This window comes from Nocardioides sp. Arc9.136 (assembly GCF_030506255.1).
Taxonomy (GTDB): Bacteria; Actinomycetota; Actinomycetes; order Propionibacteriales; family Nocardioidaceae; genus Nocardioides.
Window position 1 is genome coordinate 1,139,669 of sequence record NZ_CP113431.1, and the last position, 17,000, is coordinate 1,156,668.

Genomic DNA, 17,000 nt, shown 5'->3' on the forward strand with positions numbered 1-17,000 from the left:
CCGGCGACGATCACCAGCGCAGCGTCGTGCCCCCCACCTCGACCGACCGCACCGGCAGCACCGACCTCCCGATCCAGGTCTCGCCCCCGCAGCTCACGTTGAGTGGGGCGAGGCCGCTCGTCGTCGACGGCGTCGACGGGCTCGAGGTGGTCGCGCTGCCCGTGGTCCCGGGTGAGGGGGACGGCGCCGCACTGGTCCTCGGCCCCGGCGCGGACGAGGTGGGCGAGCAGCTCGGCCTCGACCTGCTCGGGCTGCTGGACTCCGAGCGGGCGACCGGCAAGGCCGGCGAGGTCGTCACGCTGCCGGTCCCGCAGGGCGCGCCCGGCCGGTCCGCGCTGCGCCGCGTCCTGCTCGTCGGCGTGGGCGAGCAGCGTCCGGCAGACTTCCGCAAGGCCGGCGCCGCGCTGGGCCGCGCGGTCAAGGACGTCACCACGGTCGCCACCACGGTGCCGGCCCTGGACCCCGACACCGCCCTCGAGCCCTTCGTCGTCGGCCTGGTGCTGGGCTCCTTCGGCTTCTCCTGGCGGGTCGCGCCCCCGGAGCACGTGCCGGCCGGGCGCGTGGTGCTCGCGGCGCTCGACCCTGGCGCGTACGACGCCGCGCTCCGCCGCGCGGTGGCCCTCGCCGGCGCCGGCTGGCGCGCGCGCACGCTGGCCACGGTCCCCTCGAACCTGAAGAACCCCGCCTGGCTCGCCGAGCAGGCCCGCGCGATCGCCGACGACGCCGGTCTCGGCTTCCGCGTCTGGGACGAGCAGCAGCTGGCCGCCGAGGGCTTCGGCGGCATCCTGGGCGTCGGCCAGGCCTCGGCCACGCCGCCGCGGTTGGTGCAGCTCGAGTACGCGCCGCGCCGGGCGGGGCGGCGTACGCCCACCGTGGTGCTGGTCGGCAAGGGCATCACCTTCGACACCGGCGGCCTCTCGATCAAGCCCGCCGAGGCGATGTCGAACATGAAGCGCGACATGACCGGCGGCGCGGTCGTCCTCGCCACCATGGCGGCGCTCGCCGAGGTCGGCTGCCCGGTCCGGGTGGTCGGGCTGGTCCCGATGGCGGAGAACGCCGTGTCCGGCAACAGCCTCCGTCCCGGCGACGTCGTGCGCCACTGGGGCGGGCGCACCAGCGAGATCACCAACACCGACGCCGAGGGCCGGGTCGTCATGGCCGACGCGCTGGCGTACGCCGTCTCCGAGCTCGACCCCGCGGTCGTCGTCGACGTCGCCACCCTGACCGGCGCCATGAAGGTCGCGCTGGGCCAGCAGGTGGGCGGCTTCTTCGCCAACCGCGAGACCCTCGCCGCCGCGATCGCCGCCGCGGGCGAGGCCTCCGGCGAGCCGCTGTGGCGGATGCCGCTGCACGCGGCGTACGAGGAGAAGATCGCCTCCAAGGTCGCGGACGCCGACAACGGCGCGGGCGGCCCCGGGGCGATCACCGCGGCGCTGTTCCTCCAGCACTTCGTCGGCGACGTCCCCTGGGCCCACCTCGACGTGGCCTCGGTCGGCGACGCGCCTGCGGACCGCGACGAGTGGACGGCCGGACCGACCGGCTTCGGTGCCCGGGCGCTGCTGACCTGGCTCGGCGGCGACGCCCCTCTCGACGGCATCGGCTGAGGCGGCGACGTGCTGGGACTGAGCATCCGGTGGTCGCTCGTCGACGCGCCGGCCGGCGTCGAGGAGCAGCTCGCGACGTTCGTCGCGGAGACCTCGCACGCGCGCTTCACCGGGATGTCCGGGCTGCGGTTCAAGGCCTGGCGGGTCCGGCAGGGGGAGTGGTTCGAGGGCCTCTACGTCTTCGCCACCGACGAGGCGCGCGCGGCGTTCCAGGCGGAGTTCGAGGCCGAGGCCGCCGACGTGCCGGGGTCGCAGATGGTCGGCAGCCCGCCGGTGCTCATCGAGCCGTGGGACCTCGTGGCGGTCGCGGAGGGCTGGGAGGGCTTCCAGGCGACGCCTCGCGGCTGACGTCCCGGAGCGCCTCCGTCGCGCCGGCGAGGTAGCGCTCGATCACGGCCTTCTCGTCGTCGTCGAACTGCTCGTCGAGCGCGCGGAGCCCGCGCAGCATGGGGGAGAGGTGCGCCAGCACCTCGGCGCGGCCGGAGTCGGTCAGGTGCACCTCGGTACGCCGGCGGTCGCCGGCGTGGGCACGGCGCTCGACGTGGCCCCGGGCGGCGAGCCGGTCGACGATGCCGGTCGACGCGGCCGTGGAGACGCCCAGGATGCGCGCGAGCTCGGCCGGCCCGATCTCGCGGCGGCTCAGGTGGTTGAGCGCCACCATCTCGTGCTCGCCGAGCCCGGCGGCGCGGGCGACGGTGTGGCGCATCTGCACGGCCGCCTCGACGAGGTCGCGCAGCGCCTGCATCAGGCTCCGGGGGTCACCCAACTTGTCTCACCTGCTTAGCATCTTAGGTACCTAGTGAATCCTACGTCGTGCAGGAGCAACCCCCGTGCCACACCAACGGTCCGACCAGGCCACCCATCCCGTGACGTCCGTGGTGGCGGGTCGGCGTACCGCCTGGCTCTTCGCGTTCCTGCCGCTCGTCGCCGCCGTGCTGGGCATGGTGCTGCTCGGCGAGGGCGAGCGCGCCCAGCAGCCCACCGACCAGATCCCCCGCGGGCTGGACTCCACGCTGGCGACCGAGCTCGAGCAGCGGCTGCCCGACGAGGGTTCCGACACCGCGGTGGTCGTCTGGACGGCCGGCGAGGGGAGGATCGACCGCGGCGCCGTCGGGGAGCTCCGCTCGGTGGCCGAGGACCTCGACGCCCTCGGCGGCGGACCCGAGGGGCCGGTCTCGGTCGCGGAGGACGGCACCGCGGCGATCGCGATCGTCCAGGTGGGCTCCGGGTCGGCGAGCGACGTCGCCGCGGAGGTCGAGGACCTGCGGGACCGGCTCGACGAGGCGGCCCCCGACGGCACCACGGCCCAGGTGACCGGCCCGGCGGCGGTCCAGGCCGACCTCGCGGCCGTCTTCGACGGGGCGAACTTCCGGCTGCTCGCCGTCACCGCGGCGGTCGTGGCGCTGCTGCTCGTCATCACCTACCGCAGTCCCGTCCTCTGGATCGTCCCGCTGCTCGTGGTCGGCATCGCGGACCGCTTCTCCGCGGTCGCCTCGACCCAGGTCATGGCCGCCCTCGACGTCGCGTGGGACGAGTCGACCGTCGGCATCCTGTCAGTGCTGGTCTTCGGCGCCGGCACCAACTACGCCCTGCTGCTGATCTCGCGCTACCGCGACGAGCTGCGGCACGTCGAGGACCGGTACGACGCCATGGCCAAGGCCCTCGCCCGGACGGCGGAGGCGGTGCTCGCCAGCGCGACGACGGTGGTGCTCGGCCTGCTCACCCTGCTGCTCTCCGTCGTGCCGACGACCCGCGGGCTCGGGCTGGCCTGCGCCATCGGCATCGTGGTCGCGGCGTTCTTCGCCCTCGTGGTGCTCCCGGCCGTGCTGGTGCTGTGCGGTCGCTGGATCTTCTGGCCCCAGGTGCCGCGCACCGGCCAGGCCGCGCTCGTCGACACCAACACCTTCTGGCACCGGATCGGCTCGCGGGTCGCGCGGCGCCCGGCCGCCTTCGCCACCGGCACGGTCGCGGTCCTGGCGGTCCTCACCGTCGGGCTGTTCGGGATCAGCACCGGTCTCGACCAGGACGAGCAGTTCCTCGACGAGCCCGAGGCGATCTCGGCCTCGACCCGTCTCGCCGAGTCCTTCCCCGCCGGCCTCACCGATCCCACCCGGGTGATCACGACGGCCGACCCGCGGGAGGTCGCCCAGGCGGTCGAGGGTGCCTCCGGCGTCGCCTCCGTGCGGCCGGGTCCCGAGGGCGACGGCGTCGCCCAGCTCGACGTCGTGCTCGAGGGGGCGCCCGGGTCGGCGGAGGCCGAGGACGCCATCGCCTCGATCCGCGAGGAGGTCGACGGCCTCGGCGACACCCACGTCGGCGGCACGGAGGCCTCCGCGATCGACGCCCGCGAGGGTGCCGCGCGCGACCGGCTCGTGATCCTGCCGCTCATCCTGGGCCTCGTGCTCGGGGCGCTGCTGCTGCTCCTGCGCTCGGTCGTGGCGCCGCTGGTCCTCGTCGCCACCGTCCTCGCGACGTACGCCGCGTCGATGGGCGCCGCCTGGTGGCTGTTCACCGGTCCGCTCGGGTTCTCCGCGCTCGACGAGTCGGTGCCGCTCCTGGCGTTCCTGTTCCTGGTGGCGCTCGGCGTGGACTACAACATCTTCCTCGTCACCCGCGCCCGCGAGGAGGCCCGCGAGCACGGCTCGCGCGACGGCATGCTCCGCGCCCTGACCGCCACCGGCGGCGTGATCACCAGCGCCGGCATCCTGCTCGCGGCGGTGTTCGCCGTGCTCGGCGTCCTGCCGCTCGTGGTGCTCGCCCAGCTCGGCACGATCATCTGCATCGGCGTGCTGCTGGACACCCTGATCGTGCGCACCGTGCTCGTCCCTGCCGCCGCCCTGCTCCTCGGCGACCGGTTCTGGTGGCCGCGGAAGGTGTCCGCCTGAGCCGGGGTGGGGCTGTCGGAATCCCCGGGGCCCCGGGGATTCCGGCACTTCTCAGGGGTTGCAACCCCTGGGAAGCGCCGGTTTCGCCTGAGGAGTCGGCGGGCGCGGGGGCGCGGGCGCCTGCAGGAGTCCCCGGTTCACCGGGGACTCCCACGCTTACCGGGGTAGATCTGCCCCGGTAAGCACCGGACTACCCCGGTATGCCGGCGCGTCCGGCCCCGTCGACAGGCGCCGCGACAGGCCCGTCGACAGGCCCCGCGGCACGGCTCAGTCGGACTCGGGGTTCCAGGTCTTCTTGGCGACGAGCAGGCCGTCGCCGACCGGCAGCAGGACGCTGACCAGGTCGGGGTGCTCGGCGACGGTGCGGCCGAGGTCGCGGACAGCGACGGTCTCCTCGTCGCGCTGGGCGGGGTCGGCCACCCGGTCGTGCCACAGCGCGTTGTCGAAGGCCACCACGCCGCCGGGCCGCAGCAGCCGCAGCGCCTCGTCGAGGTACGCGGCGTACTCCCGCTTGTCGCCGTCGCAGAAGACCAGGTCGTAGTGGCCGTCGGTGAGGCGGGGGAGCACGTCGAGCGCGGCACCCGAGATCGTGCGGGCGCGCTGGCTGGCGATGCCGGCCTCGTTGAAGGACTGGCGGGCGAGCCGCTGGTGCTCGGTCTCGATGTCGACGGTGGTCAGGACGCCGTCGCCACGCATGCCGCGCAGCAGCCAGAGGCCGGAGACCCCGGTGCCCGTGCCGATCTCGACCACCGCTCGGGCGTCCAGCACCGAGGCGAGGAAGCGCAGCGCGGCGCCGCCCCCGGGGCCGATCGAGACCACGCCCACCTCCTGGGCGCGGGCGCGCGCGGCGGCGAGGACCTCGTCCTCGGCCACGAACTCCTCGGCATAGCTCCAGCTGGCAGCACTCACCGGCGTCGTCGTCACCTGCTGAACCTATCGCGCCCGCGCCCCGGGCATCACCCGGGAACACCGGCGCGCCCCCACCCGTTGGTGGGGACGTGGGCCACCGGGCTCACAGGGATCTCTCAGCGATCGCACCTACGGTGAGGGGAACGCAGTGGTCTGGTGGAGAGGGACCGTCATGGACGAGCGCGGCGCACAGCCCGAGGCAGCACCGGGGGCGACCCCCGGGGTGCCGACCTGGGACGAGGTCGTCGAGCAGCACTCCGACCGCGTCTACCGCCTGGCCTACCGCCTGACGGGCAACCGCCACGACGCCGAGGACCTCACCCAGGAGGTCTTCGTCCGGGTCTTCCGCTCGCTGTCGGGCTACACCCCCGGGACGTTCGAGGGCTGGCTGCACCGGATCACCACGAACCTCTTCCTCGACCAGGCGCGCCGCAAGCAGCGGATCCGCTTCGACGCCCTCTCCGACGAGCGGGCCGACCGGCTGACGAGCCCGGCGCCGGCGCCGGAGGCGGCGTACGCCGACCAGCGCTTCGACGACGACGTGGAGCGGGCGCTGGCCACGCTGCCGCCCGACTTCCGGGCGGCCGTGGTGCTCTGCGACGTCGAGGGGCTCTCTTACGAGGAGATCGCCGAGATCCTCGGCGCCAAGCTCGGCACCGTCCGCTCCCGCATCCACCGCGGTCGCGCCATGCTCCGCAAGGCGCTGGCCCACCGCGCGCCGACCGACGGGCGCGAGCGCTACTCCGGCCCGGTCGGCCACGACACGCTCGTCCCGGGCGGTGAGCGGTGATGGGTCACCTCGGGGCGAAGGTGAGCGCGCTGCTCGACGGCCAGCTGGACGCGGCCGAGACCGAGCGCGCCTGGGCGCACGTCCACAGCTGCCACACCTGCCGCGACCTCGTCGAGCGTGAGGGCTGGGTGAAGACCCGGCTCCTCGGACTCTCGATGGGCGACTGCGGCGGCGCGCCGGACCACCTCAAGGGCGCGCTGCGCTGCGGCCCCGCCGGCCCGCCGGCGCTGCCGCCCGGCGACGTCTACCTGGCCCTGGCGGTCGACCGCGAGCAGCACCGCGGCCGGCGTACGGCGGGTCTCGTGGCGATCGGCGGCGGTGCCGTCGGCGCGGCGGTGATGGGCGTCATCGCGCTCGGGGCGGCCCCGGCCGACGCGCCCCCGGTCGACCGGCGCACCCCGGTCACCCAGATCAGCTACCCGAGCTCTCCCACCCCCACGCCGACCCCCACGCCGGGGCCCTCGTCCCTGCGCCGCCCCTGAGGCCGCGGCCCGCCGCTGACCAGCCGCCCGTCATGATGTGGACGTGAACGACGAGCAGTCCGGCCCCGACGGCACCGAGGAGACCCAGCCGCTGGGTCCCGCGCCGTCGGCGGCCTCCCAGCCGGCCTCCCAGTCGGCTCCGCAGGCCGGTCCGCAGGCCGGAGCCGGGGACTCGTGGGTCCCGCCGACCAGCCAGCCGCGGCCGATGCAGTGGGGCGGGACCCAGCCCTCCCCCCAGCAGCAGCCCCAGCCCTACCCGCAGGCGTACGGCCAGCCCTTCCCGCAGCCGTACCCGCAGGGGCAGCGCCCCGCGCCGCCCCGCGGCCGCGTGCCGGGATGGATCTGGCCCGTCGTCGCGGCCGTGGCCCTGGTCGTGGGACTCATCGGCGGCGTCGCCGGCGGTGCGGCGTACCAGGAGCTGCAGGACCGCTCCGGATCCGACCTCGTGGGCGCCGGGCTGAGCGAGGACGACGTGCGCACCGAGGCGCCGATCGAGGTCGAGGAGGGCTCGGTCGCCGCGGTGGCCCAGGAGCTGCTGCCGAGCACCGTGCAGATCTCCGCGGAGTTCGAGGGAGAGGCGAACGGCGCGACGGGATCGGGCTTCGTGCTGGACGCCCGCGGGCACGTCGTCACCAACAACCACGTCGTCGCCGACGCGGCCGGGTCCGGTGGCGCGATCGAGATCGTCGACCAGGACGGCAACCGGTACGAGGCCGAGGTCGTCGGGCGCAGCCCGGTCTACGACCTCGCGGTGCTCTACGCCGCGGAGATCGAGGAGAAGAAGCCCGCTGCGCTCGGAGCGTCCACCGCCCTGCGGGTCGGCGAGGGCGTCGTGGCGATCGGGTCCCCGCTCGGGCTCAGCTCGACGGTCACCGCCGGCATCGTGAGCGCCCTCAAGCGGCCGGTCACCACCGGGGACTCCGCCAACGACTCCTCCTACATCAACGCGGTCCAGACCGACGCGGCGATCAACCCGGGCAACTCCGGGGGACCGCTGGTCAACCTCCGCGGCCAGGTCGTCGGGGTCAACTCCGCGATCGCCACCACCGGCGGCGGCATGCTCGGCGGCGGGGAGTCGGGCAACATCGGCGTCGGCTTCGCGATCCCGATCGAGCAGGTGCGGATCACCGCCGACCAGATCCTGCGCACCGGCAAGGCCAGCTACCCCGTCATCGGCGCGCAGGTCCAGACCGGTCAGCGCGACGGCACCGGCGCGGAGATCGACGAGGTCATCGAGGGGACGCCGGCCGCCGAGGCAGGCCTCGAGGCGGGCGACGTCATCGTCGCCGTGGACGGCGAGCGGGTCACCGACGGCATCGCGCTGATCGTCTCGATCCGCACCCACCAGCCCGGCGAGACGATCGAGTTCACGATCCGGCGCGACGGCGACGAGCGCGACGTCGAGATCACGCTCGGCTCCGAGACCGGCTGAGCGCCGGCCCGCGCGCACGCCGCGGGCCCGCTGCGGCGGTCACTCCGGGCGGGGCTCCGCCTCCACGTAGGGGTGCTCGTCGACGAAGGTGCGGGTCTGGTCGTACATCCGCTGGATGAAGTCCTCCAGCTGGCTGGACTCCACCCGCCACTGGCCGCGCCCGCCGATCTTGATGGCCGGGAGCTCGCCGCGTCGCACCAGGGCGTACACCTGCGCGCTCGAGGTGTTGAGCACCTCGGCGACGTCGGCGAGCGTGAGGAAGCGAGGCGTACCGGCCATGGGGCCATGGTGGCACCTCGCGCCACCGCGCCCCGCCGGCGCCCCGCCGCCTGTGGATGACGGGGTGACGAGGAGCGCCCGGATCTGCAGACTGTGCCCGTGGCCAGCGATCAGGGGAACTCCGCCGCGCCGCCCGCAGCGACCCGCACGGGGTCGCCGGGCTGGCGCGACCCCCGGTTGTGGATCGGCGTCCTCATCGTGGCCGGGTCGGTCGTCCTGGGCGCCCGGCTGCTCGAGAGCGCCGACGACACCGTCCAGGTCTGGGCGGTCGGGGCGGACCTGGGCGCCGGCGACGTGGTCTCGGAGTCCGACCTGGTGGCCGAGCGGGTGCGCTTCGCGGACCCCTCCGCCGTCGAGCGCTACTTCACCGTCGACGAGCAGCTCCCGGCCGACCTGGCGCTGCTGCGCGGTGTCGGGTCGGGCGAGCTGCTGCCGCGGGCCGCGGTCGGCTCGGTCGAGGACACCGGCACCGTGTCGGTCCCGCTCGCGGTGGACGCCGAGCTGGTGCCGCCCGCGGTCGACGACGGCTCGGTCGTCGACGTCTACCTCGGGGGCACCGCGGGCACGCCCGACGGGCCCGCGCTCGACGACGTCGTGGTCGTCGACGCCCCCGGCCTCGACGACGGCTTCGGGACGACCGGGAAGCGGCAGCTGGTGGTCGCGGTGCCCGAGGACCTCGCCGAGGACTTCTTCGCCCGGCTGTCCCGGGTGGAGAACGCGGTCACGACCGTCGCGCAGGTCTCGTGAACCCCGTCGTCGTCCTGCTGGTCGCGGCCGGCGCCGCGTGGGAGTCCGAGGCGCTGACCCGCATCGACGGTCGGCGTGACGTGGTCGTGCTCAAGCGGTGCGTGGACGTCGACGACCTGCTCGCCGCCGCGTCGGCGGGCCAGGCGGACGTCGCGGTCGTCGGCATCGACGCACCCGGCCTCGACGCCGCCGCGGTGGACCACCTGCGGCACCACGGGGTGCAACCGGTCGCGGTCGTGCCGTCGGACGCGGTGGACGCCGGCCGCCTGCGGGCCTCCCGGATCGGCATCCCGGGCGTGGTCGGCGAGGCCGCCCTGCACCTGCTGCCCGACGCCGTCGTCGCGGCGGTCTCCACCCCCGACGCCCCGCCCACCGTCCCCCGCGGGGCGGCGGGCACGCCGCTGGGCGAGCCGGTCGTCCCCGGAGCGGGGTCCTCCGGCCCCCGGGGCCGGACGGTGGTGGTGTGGGGACCGGCCGGGGCACCGGGCCGGACCACGCTGGCCGCGGCCGTCGCCGCCGAGCTGGCCGCCCGACGGCGCCGTACGGTCCTGGTCGACGCCGACCCGTACGGCGGGACCGTCGCCCAGCAGCTCGGCATCCTCGACGAGGTCTCGGGGCTCCTGTCGGCGGCGCGGCTGGCGACCGCGGGCACCCTCGCCGAGGGGTTCACTGCGGTCCAGCGCGCCCTGGACCAGCACCTCAGCGTGGTCACGGGCCTCCCGCGGGCCGACCGGTGGGCGGAGGTGCGCGCCGGCGCGCTCGACCACCTGCTCGAGGTGGCCCGCGACCAGGGCGACACGGTGGTCGACACCGGGCCCAGCCTCGAGGAGGACGGGCTCGACCCGGGGCGCCCGGGACGCAACCGGCTCACCCTCGAGGCGGTCGGCGCGGCCGACGAGCTGCTCGTGGTCGGGACGGCCGACCCCATCGGTCTCTCGCGCCTCGCGCGCGGGCTCGTCGAGCTGGCGGAGGTGACCGGCGGGATGCCGGTGCGGGTGGTGGTCAACCGGATGCGTCCGACGCTCGGGTGGTCGGAGAAGGACGTCGCGGGGATGGTGGCCGGCTTCGGACGGGTGGCCTCGTTGCACTTCGTCCCCGACGACCGCGCCGGCGTGGACCGCGCGGTGGTGGCCGGCCGGACGCTGCTGGAGTCGGGCGGGTCCCCGGTCACCCGTGCGGTGGCGGCCGTCGTGGACAGCCTGCACCCGCCGGCGTTGCCGGTCCCGGGGACCGGGGCGCCGCCGGCGCGCTCCACGCCGGCGCGCTCCACGCCGGCCGGGCGGCGGCCCGGCCGGGGGCTCAGGCGGCGAACAGCAGGTAGAGACCACCGACGGTGAAGGCCACCATCGCCAGCAGCAGCGGCAGCTGGCCGGTGAGCTGGTGCCGCTTGGGCAGCAGCCGGATCGCGCGGTCGTGCGCGGCCACCACACCCACGACGTGGCCGATCACGACGGCGAGCACCTTGGTGTTCGCCAGCAGCGTCGGGTGGTAGGAGAGCCAGTAGTTGACCCCCCAGTCGCCGGTACCGAGCAGGTCCTGGCCCTTGCTCAGCGGGTCGCTGGCCTGGATGAGCGTCTGCTGACCGACCTGGACCAGGTAGGTGAGGTAGTGGGCCACGATGTAGCCCACGATGATCGGCACCACCGAGTGCGCGAACTGGTTGGGCAGGGTGCGGCGGTCCGTGCCGGGGCCGACCCCGGTCGCCATCGTGCCGACCGCGAAGATCAGCCCGACGCCCACGACGAAGGATAGCATCGCCAGGTTGTTGAGCAGCTGCACCGAGACGTCGCTGGACTGGATGAACTTCACCCAGGGCGTGGACTCCTTGAAGGAGTCGAACGCCGTGCTGCCGAAGAGCACCGCCACCACCGCGACCAGGCCGGGACGCACCGTCACCGAGTCGAGGTTGGCGAGGGGGCTGCGCACGAGGAGCCGGCCGTCGCGCCGTCCCCAGGGGGACAGCTTGGCCACGAGCGAGGAGTAGACCTCGAACGGGTCGGCCCGCTCGTAGAAGGTGTTGCCGAACAGCGCGCCGCCGAGCAGCATCACCGCGACGTACGTCGCGACCCAGAGCCGGACCGGACCCAGCTCGGTGGAGAACGGGTAGACCAGCTCGATCCACACGAAGGCGTAGAGGCCGATCGCGGCCGGCCACACCCCGAGCCGCTCGGGGTAGGTGAAGACGCCCTGGTCCGGGTCGCCGCCGGAGACGCGGGCGAACAGCAGGTTGATGGTGCGGACCGGGCTGATCGCCTTCCACACCGGCCCCAGGAGCAGCGACAGCGGCACCAGGCCGACCCACCACCACACGTAGAACATGCCGAAGACCGGGTTGGTCAGCAGGTCCTGGCCCAGGACGGCGGCGTACGCGCCGTACAGGAAGACCGCCATGCCCAGGACGCGCAGGACGACGCGGAACGCCGTGGCGTCGACGACCCGCTCGAGGAACGCCGGCGCCGGACGGCCCGAGGTGGCGGCGTCGTACCGCGGCTTGCGCCACGCCAGCGCCAGCACGGTGAAGGACACCGTCAGGGCGGCCACCGCGCCGGCGATCGCCAGCTCGGGGGAGATCGGCAGGTCCTTGGCGCCGCCGATCCCGTGGGCGAGGTACTGCCCGTCGCTCACCGGACCTCGAGCTGCACGATCACCTGGTCGAGGTCGTGGGACTCGACCTCGACGACACCCGGCTGGTCCAGCGTGATCGGCAGCGTGGTGGTCCCGGCGCCGTATTCGAGCGTCTGCTCGGGCGAGGAGTGCACGTGGATCTCGCCGCCCTCGTCGGCCTGCACGACCAGCTCGACGTCCTGACCGGCACTGACCTCGACGCGCTCGCCGTTCGGCGTGACCGTGCCGCCCTCGAAGGTGACCTCGATCGTCTCGGTGTCGCCGGAGGACTGGGGCGCGGGCTCGTCGTCGCCGCAGGCAGTGCCCGTGGCGAGGGTCACGGCCAGGACCGCGGCGGTGGCCGCGAGTCGTCGCATCGAGTGCATGCTGGTGACTTTCCTCATGGGATCGGGTAGGTGACGTCTGCCAGAATCGCACGTTGAGCAAGCGCGAACGGGCACGGGTCCCGTGGCGCCGGACCCCGCCGGGGACCGGGGACGAGCACCGACGGGCAGTCGGGGGAGGGTGGTCGGGATGAGCGAGCGGCTGCGGCCCCGCGACCTCGCCATCCTGGCCGAGGAGACGACGTCGGCGCCCGCCCACAACGCGACGGTCGAGATCTTCGAGTGCGCGGAGTCCGGCTTCGACCACGAGCGGTTGATGTGCCTGATCCGCGACCGGATCTCCTTCGTGCCCCGCTACCGCCAGCGGCTGCAGCAGGTGCCGGGCCGCCTCGCGAACCCCGTGTGGGTCGACGACGAGCACTTCGACCTCGCCTACCACGTACGCCGCTCGGCGCTCCCGCGCCCGGGCACCCACGACCAGCTGCGCGAGCTCGTCGGGCGGATCGTCTCCCGGCCGCTGGACCGCAGCCGGCCGCTGTGGGAGATGTACCTCGTCGAGGGTCTCGCCGGTGGCCGGGTCGCCCTGCTCTCCAAGGCCCACCAGGTGCTGGTCGACGGGGTCGACACCGTCGACCTCGGCCAGCTGCTCCTCGACGTCAATCCTGAGCCGAAGATCCTCGGCGGCGACGACTGGCGGCCGCAGCGGCGACCGTCCTCGGCCGCGATGCTCGCCGAGGCCGCGCGCGACTCGGTGGCCCACCCGCGCACCGTCCTCGACACCGCTCGGGGCACCGGAGGCGCGCTGCTGCGCACCGCTGAGTCCACCGCCGGCACGGCCGGGCGGGTGCTCGGCGGCCTCGCCGGTCGCCGCCCCCAGGGCTCCGGCGGCCTCGAGGGCCCGCTCTCCCAGCAGCGCCGCGTGGTGACGGTCGAGACCCGGCTGGAGGACTACCGCCGGGTCCGCGACGTCCACGGCGGCACCGTCAACGACGTCATCCTGGCCACGGTCACCGGCGGGCTGCGGGCCTGGCTGATGACGCGCGACGAGTCGCTGCGCGGCTTCCGCCGGATGCGGGCCGTCGTGCCGGTCTCGGTCATCGACACCGAGCTCGAGGCCACGTCGCTCGGCAGCCAGATCGCCGCGCACTACGTGGACCTCCCGGTCGGCGAGGCGAGCCCGGTGGTGCGCCTGCACCAGGTCAGCTACTCCTTCCAGGTCCACCAGGACACCGGCCGCGGGGTCGCCGCGAACCGGCTCGCGGGGATCGCGGGCTTCGCCCCGACGACCTTCCACGCGATCGGCTCCCGGCTGGCCGCCGCGGAGGTCCGGCGCGGCTACCAGGTGAGCGTCACCAACGTCCCCGGTCCGCAGTCGGCGCTGTACGCCGCCGGCGCGCGGATGGTCGCCAGCTACCCCGTGCACCCGCTGGTCCAGGGGCACCCGCTGGCGGTCGGCGCCACGTCGTACGACGGCGGGGTGTTCTACGGCATCACCGCCGACCGCGACCGGTTGCCTGACGCCGACCTCCTCGGCACCTGCCTCACCGAGGCGCTCGACGAGCTGCTCGACACCGTCAACGGCGGCCGGACGCGGGCTCCGCGGGGACGCCGGTCCGCGTCGCGCCCGACCTCGCCGGGAGCGACCCCGCCCCGGTCCGTCCCACCTCGAGGGAGCCGCCCGTGAGGGTCTACCTGCCCACGACGCTGACCGGGCTCGCCGCGTGGCACGCGGCGGGCGAGGTCCCGGCCGGGACCGACCGCGTCGTGGCGCCGGACGAGACCGAGGAGGGCGAGTACGCCGCGCTGCTGGGCGCCGCGGACGCCTCGGCGGCGCTGCTCGCGGGCCCGGGCCGGCGGGTCGTCGTCGTGGCGGAGCTCGCCGACGGTGCCCCCTCCGACGGGCCGGTGCCGCTGAAGCAGGTGGTGGCCGTGCACGCGGACACCGAGGACCGTCCGGTCGACGCCGACCCCGACGAGGACCTGGCCTGGTTCGCGACGCAGGAGATCGAGTTCCTGATCTCGGGCTGAGGCTCGTACCGTGGCGCCCATGGACGCGATCACGACCCCGCCGGCCCCGGTCAACGAGCCGAACCTGACCTACGCACCGGGAACCCCGGAGCGGGAGGCCCTGCTGGCCGAGGTGGCGGTGCTGGAGAAGGACCGCGCCGAGCTGCCGGCGTACGTCGGCGGCGAGTGGCGCCCGGGCGGCGGCGCCGAGATCGAGGTCGTCCAGCCCCACGACCACCAGCACGTGCTCGGGGTGACCCGGAACAGCACGGTCGCGGACGCCGAGGCGGCGGTCGCGGCGGCGAAGGAGGCGGCGCCGGGCTGGCGCGACCTGCCGTTCGACGAGCGCGCGGCGGTGCTGCTGCGCGCCGCGGACCTGCTGGCCGGGCCCTGGCGGCAGCGGCTGAACGCAGCGACGATGCTGGGGCAGTCCAAGACGGCGTTCCAGGCCGAGATCGACGCGGCGTGCGAGCTGATCGACTTCTGGCGCTTCAACGTCCACTACGCCGCCCAGATCCTGCGCGAGCAGCCGATCGCGAACAGCCCCGGGGTCTGGAACCGCACCGACCACCGGCCGCTCGAGGGGTTCGTCTACGCGATCACCCCGTTCAACTTCACCGCCATCGCCGGCAACCTGCCCACCGCGCCGGCACTGATGGGCAACACGGTCGTCTGGAAGCCCTCGCCCACCCAGCAGCTGGCCGCGTCGCTGACCATGCAGCTGCTCGAGGAGGCCGGTCTGCCGCCGGGCGTGATCAACATGCTCCCCGGCGACGGGCTCGACGTCTCGCAGGTCGCGCTGGGCCACCCGGACCTCGCCGGCATCCACTTCACCGGCTCGACCCCGACCTTCCAGCACCTGTGGCGCACGGTCGGTGGGAACGTCGCCTCCTACCGCGCCTACCCGCGCCTGGTCGGCGAGACCGGCGGCAAGGACTTCGTGCTGGCCCACCCCTCCGCCGACCCCGACGTGGTCCGCACCGCGCTGGTCCGCGGCGCCTTCGAGTTCCAGGGCCAGAAGTGCTCGGCCGCCTCGCGTGCGTACGTCGCGCGGTCGGTGTGGAACGCGATGAAGGACGATCTCGTGGCCGAGGTCGAGGCGATCGCGATGGGCGACGTCCGCGACCTGTCGAACTTCATGGGCGCGGTCATCGACGCCCGCGCGTTCGCCAAGCACTCCGCCGCGATCGAGCGGGCCCGCGCCACCGACGGGCTGGACGTGCTGGTGGGCGGGGAGTGCGACGACTCGACCGGCTGGTTCGTCCGCCCGACGATCGTCGAGGGCGGGGACCCGACCGACGAGATGTTCTCCACCGAGTACTTCGGGCCGATCCTGGCCGTCCACGTCTACGAGGACGGCGACTTCGAGAAGGTCGCCCGCGCGATGGAGGCGGCCGCGCCGTACGCCCTCACCGGCGCGGTCATCGCCCGCGACCGCCGCGCGATCGCGTGGGCCAGCCAGGAGCTGCGGTTCGCTGCCGGCAACTTCTACGTCAACGACAAGCCGACCGGCGCGGTCGTCGGCCAGCAGCCCTTCGGCGGCGGGCGCGCGTCCGGGACGAACGACAAGGCCGGCGCCGCGGTGAACCTGCTGCGCTGGACCTCGCCGCGCTCGATCAAGGAGACGTTCGTGCCGCCGACCGACTACCGCTACCCCTACATGGGCTGACCGTGGTCCCGCTGCACCTCGGCGCCCTCCACCCGATGGAGCAGGTGCTGACCCTCGTGCTCGCCTTCGGGCCGTTCCTCGTGCTCGGCGTGGTCATCGTGCTGCGCCGGCGCCAGGAGGACGACGAGGACTGATCCCCGGTGGGCTGCTTCCCGGGGCAGTCCGTTGCTTCCCGGGGCAGATCTGCCCCGGGAAGCGAGGGAGTCCCCGGTGGACCGGGGACTCCTGCAGCCGACCGGCCACGCCGGCCCCGCCGGCTCAGCGCGCGAGGTACTCCCGGCCGACGGTGTTCTCCACCTTCAGCGACTTCAGCAGCATGTCGGCGACGAGCGACTCGATCTTGCCCGCGACGAGCGGGATGCGGACGGTGATCGTGAGCTCGACGTGCTCGGTGGTGTGGCCGGCCTCGTCGAGCAGGCGGATGCTGCCGGACATCTCGCCGGGCTTGCCGGGGATGGTGACCTTGACGTCGCAGTCGGTGGGGGAGGTCCAGGTCTCCTCCTGGATGATCTCGATCTCGTCGCCGACCAGCTTCTTGGCGAACGACGGGATGCCGTCGGCGCTCTGCCACTGCTGGATGCGGACGGTCGCACCGGTGGTGAGGTCGCCCGCGGCCGGCTCGACGGTCACGTGCTGGCGCAGCACGCCGGACCGGACGCAGACCTCCTCGCGGAACGACGCGTCGGTGAGCATGGCGTAGACAGCGCTCGCGGGCGCGTCGTACGTCAGGTCGTGGGTGATCTGCTTGGCCATCAGGCCCCCTTCAGGTACGCGGTACCGACGACGTGCTCGGCGTCGAGCCCGGCGACGATCTTCTCCGACATCAGCTTCTCCAGCCTGCCGCCGACCAGCGGGACCTTGACCTTGACGTCGAGCTCCACCACCTCGCGGGTGGTCGAGCCCTCCGGGCGCAGGGTCACGGTCCCGGTGACGGTCGTCGGCTTGCCGGGTGCCTCGATGCGCACCGTGCCCCCGGTGGTGTCGGACCAATCCTCGTGCTGGACCGCGCGGGTCGTCTCCCCGGCGAAGGTCCGCGCGAAGGACGGCAGGTCGTCGGTGCGCTGCACCTGGTCGACGGTGAGGGTGAACCCGCCACCGGTCCGCTCCAGGGTCACCTCGGCGGAGACCACGCCCATGGCGGTGCACACCGCCTCGCGGAACGCCGGGTCCGCGAGCATCGCGAAGACCGCCTGCGGCGGCGCGTCGTACACCAGGTCGTGACGGAGCCTCATGGCGCTCATCATGCCG

The 17,000-nt window shown here is 74.3% G+C and carries 19 protein-coding genes; 12 read left to right on the plus strand and 7 right to left on the minus strand.

Annotated features, from left to right (window positions below; genetic code table 11):
* Positions 1–26: 26 nt before the first annotated feature.
* Positions 27–1,604, plus strand: coding sequence for a M17 family metallopeptidase (locus tag OSR43_RS05420; protein WP_302270093.1), 1,578 nt, complete (start codon positions 27–29; stop codon positions 1,602–1,604).
* Positions 1,605–1,613: 9 nt separating this feature from the next.
* Positions 1,614–1,952: a hypothetical protein gene (locus OSR43_RS05425; RefSeq protein WP_302270094.1), complete on the plus strand. Its 339-nt coding sequence runs from the start codon at positions 1,614–1,616 to the stop codon at positions 1,950–1,952.
* Here OSR43_RS05425 and OSR43_RS05430 read toward each other — a convergent pair.
* Positions 1,882–2,370: a MarR family winged helix-turn-helix transcriptional regulator gene (locus OSR43_RS05430; RefSeq protein WP_302270095.1), complete on the minus strand. Its 489-nt coding sequence runs from the start codon at positions 2,368–2,370 to the stop codon at positions 1,882–1,884. The genes OSR43_RS05425 and OSR43_RS05430 overlap by 71 nt on opposite strands.
* Before the next feature lie 64 nt (positions 2,371–2,434).
* Between OSR43_RS05430 and OSR43_RS05435 the strand changes: the two genes are divergently transcribed.
* Positions 2,435–4,489 carry an MMPL family transporter gene (locus OSR43_RS05435; RefSeq protein WP_302270096.1) on the plus strand — a complete coding sequence of 685 codons (2,055 nt, stop codon included), beginning with the start codon at positions 2,435–2,437 and terminating at the stop codon, positions 4,487–4,489.
* A 267-nt stretch (positions 4,490–4,756) separates the two neighbouring features.
* Here OSR43_RS05435 and OSR43_RS05440 read toward each other — a convergent pair whose 3' ends face one another.
* Positions 4,757–5,413, minus strand: coding sequence for an O-methyltransferase (locus OSR43_RS05440; protein ID WP_302270097.1), 657 nt, complete (start codon positions 5,411–5,413; stop codon positions 4,757–4,759).
* 157 nt (positions 5,414–5,570) lie between these two features.
* Here OSR43_RS05440 and sigE point away from each other — a divergent pair, with 157 nt between their 5' ends.
* From sigE to OSR43_RS05455, 3 genes are read left to right on the plus strand one after another with little or no spacing between them, the layout of a single operon-like run.
* Entirely contained in the window at positions 5,571–6,188 is a 618-nt protein-coding gene (gene sigE, locus OSR43_RS05445) for an RNA polymerase sigma factor SigE (protein WP_302270099.1), read from the plus strand.
* 20 nt (positions 6,189–6,208) lie between these two features.
* Positions 6,209–6,670: a hypothetical protein gene (locus OSR43_RS05450; RefSeq protein ID WP_302270100.1), complete on the plus strand. Its 462-nt coding sequence runs from the start codon at positions 6,209–6,211 to the stop codon at positions 6,668–6,670.
* A 43-nt stretch (positions 6,671–6,713) separates the two neighbouring features.
* On the plus strand, positions 6,714–8,102 hold the full coding sequence (locus OSR43_RS05455; protein ID WP_302270102.1) for a S1C family serine protease: 1,389 nt from the start codon (positions 6,714–6,716) through the stop codon (positions 8,100–8,102).
* Between the two features lie 39 nt (positions 8,103–8,141).
* Here the strand turns inward: OSR43_RS05455 and OSR43_RS05460 are convergent, their stop codons facing one another.
* Positions 8,142–8,381: a helix-turn-helix domain-containing protein gene (locus OSR43_RS05460; RefSeq protein WP_302270103.1), complete on the minus strand. Its 240-nt coding sequence runs from the start codon at positions 8,379–8,381 to the stop codon at positions 8,142–8,144.
* A gap of 99 nt (positions 8,382–8,480) precedes the next feature.
* On the opposite strand from OSR43_RS05460, the gene OSR43_RS05465 reads away from it, so the two are divergent.
* Both OSR43_RS05465 and OSR43_RS05470 read left to right on the plus strand, forming a co-directional pair.
* On the plus strand, positions 8,481–9,128 hold the full coding sequence (locus OSR43_RS05465; RefSeq protein ID WP_302270104.1) for a hypothetical protein: 648 nt from the start codon (positions 8,481–8,483) through the stop codon (positions 9,126–9,128).
* A complete protein-coding gene (locus OSR43_RS05470; protein ID WP_302270105.1) occupies positions 9,125–10,465 on the plus strand; it encodes a hypothetical protein in 1,341 nt (446 codons plus the stop codon). The genes OSR43_RS05465 and OSR43_RS05470 overlap by 4 nt, the downstream gene beginning before the upstream one ends.
* On the opposite strand, the gene OSR43_RS05475 is transcribed toward OSR43_RS05470, so the two are convergent.
* Positions 10,428–11,753, minus strand: a complete 1,326-nt coding sequence (locus OSR43_RS05475) for a hypothetical protein (protein ID WP_302270106.1) — start codon at positions 11,751–11,753, stop codon at positions 10,428–10,430. The two genes, OSR43_RS05470 and OSR43_RS05475, sit on opposite strands and share 38 nt — an antisense overlap.
* Positions 11,750–12,109, minus strand: coding sequence for a hypothetical protein (locus OSR43_RS05480; RefSeq protein ID WP_302270108.1), 360 nt, complete (start codon positions 12,107–12,109; stop codon positions 11,750–11,752). Before OSR43_RS05480 ends, OSR43_RS05475 begins: the two co-directional genes overlap by 4 nt.
* Before the next feature lie 157 nt (positions 12,110–12,266).
* On the opposite strand from OSR43_RS05480, the gene OSR43_RS05485 reads away from it, so the two are divergent.
* Genes OSR43_RS05485 through OSR43_RS05500 form a run of 4 tightly spaced genes read left to right on the plus strand, consistent with a single transcriptional unit; the run spans position 12,267 to position 15,886 of the window.
* Complete coding sequence (locus tag OSR43_RS05485) at positions 12,267–13,760, plus strand: wax ester/triacylglycerol synthase family O-acyltransferase (RefSeq protein WP_302270110.1); 1,494 nt, start codon at positions 12,267–12,269, stop codon at positions 13,758–13,760.
* Entirely contained in the window at positions 13,757–14,104 is a 348-nt protein-coding gene (locus OSR43_RS05490; RefSeq protein WP_302270111.1) for a hypothetical protein, read from the plus strand. Before OSR43_RS05485 ends, OSR43_RS05490 begins: the two co-directional genes overlap by 4 nt.
* A 19-nt stretch (positions 14,105–14,123) precedes the next feature.
* Positions 14,124–15,752 carry an L-glutamate gamma-semialdehyde dehydrogenase gene (pruA, locus tag OSR43_RS05495; protein WP_302270113.1) on the plus strand — a complete coding sequence of 543 codons (1,629 nt, stop codon included), beginning with the start codon at positions 14,124–14,126 and terminating at the stop codon, positions 15,750–15,752.
* 2 nt (positions 15,753–15,754) lie between these two features.
* Positions 15,755–15,886 (plus strand): hypothetical protein, encoded by a 132-nt coding sequence (locus OSR43_RS05500; protein WP_302270114.1) that lies wholly within the window; start codon positions 15,755–15,757, stop codon positions 15,884–15,886.
* Between the two features lie 124 nt (positions 15,887–16,010).
* Here the strand turns inward: OSR43_RS05500 and OSR43_RS05505 are convergent, their stop codons facing one another.
* Together OSR43_RS05505 and OSR43_RS05510 are read right to left on the minus strand one after the other, a co-directional pair.
* On the minus strand, positions 16,011–16,505 hold the full coding sequence (locus OSR43_RS05505; protein ID WP_302270115.1) for a DUF2505 domain-containing protein: 495 nt from the start codon (positions 16,503–16,505) through the stop codon (positions 16,011–16,013).
* On the minus strand, positions 16,505–16,984 hold the full coding sequence (locus OSR43_RS05510; RefSeq protein ID WP_302270116.1) for a DUF2505 domain-containing protein: 480 nt from the start codon (positions 16,982–16,984) through the stop codon (positions 16,505–16,507). The genes OSR43_RS05505 and OSR43_RS05510 overlap by 1 nt, the downstream gene beginning before the upstream one ends.
* Positions 16,985–17,000 lie beyond the last annotated feature (16 nt).

Bases quoted from the DNA above. Each gene is read 5' to 3' on its own strand.
- OSR43_RS05460 (WP_302270103.1), bottom strand. From the start codon at position 8,381: ATGGCCGGTACGCCTCGCTTCCTCACGCTCGCCGACGTCGCCGAGGTG.
- OSR43_RS05510 (WP_302270116.1), bottom strand. From the start codon at position 16,984: ATGAGGCTCCGTCACGACCTGGTGTACGACGCGCCGCCGCAGGCGGTC.
- OSR43_RS05480 (WP_302270108.1), bottom strand. From the start codon at position 12,109: ATGCGACGACTCGCGGCCACCGCCGCGGTCCTGGCCGTGACCCTCGCC.
- OSR43_RS05505 (WP_302270115.1), bottom strand. From the start codon at position 16,505: ATGGCCAAGCAGATCACCCACGACCTGACGTACGACGCGCCCGCGAGC.
- OSR43_RS05485 (WP_302270110.1), top strand. From the start codon at position 12,267: ATGAGCGAGCGGCTGCGGCCCCGCGACCTCGCCATCCTGGCCGAGGAG.
- sigE (WP_302270099.1), top strand. From the start codon at position 5,571: ATGGACGAGCGCGGCGCACAGCCCGAGGCAGCACCGGGGGCGACCCCC.
- pruA (WP_302270113.1), top strand. From the start codon at position 14,124: ATGGACGCGATCACGACCCCGCCGGCCCCGGTCAACGAGCCGAACCTG.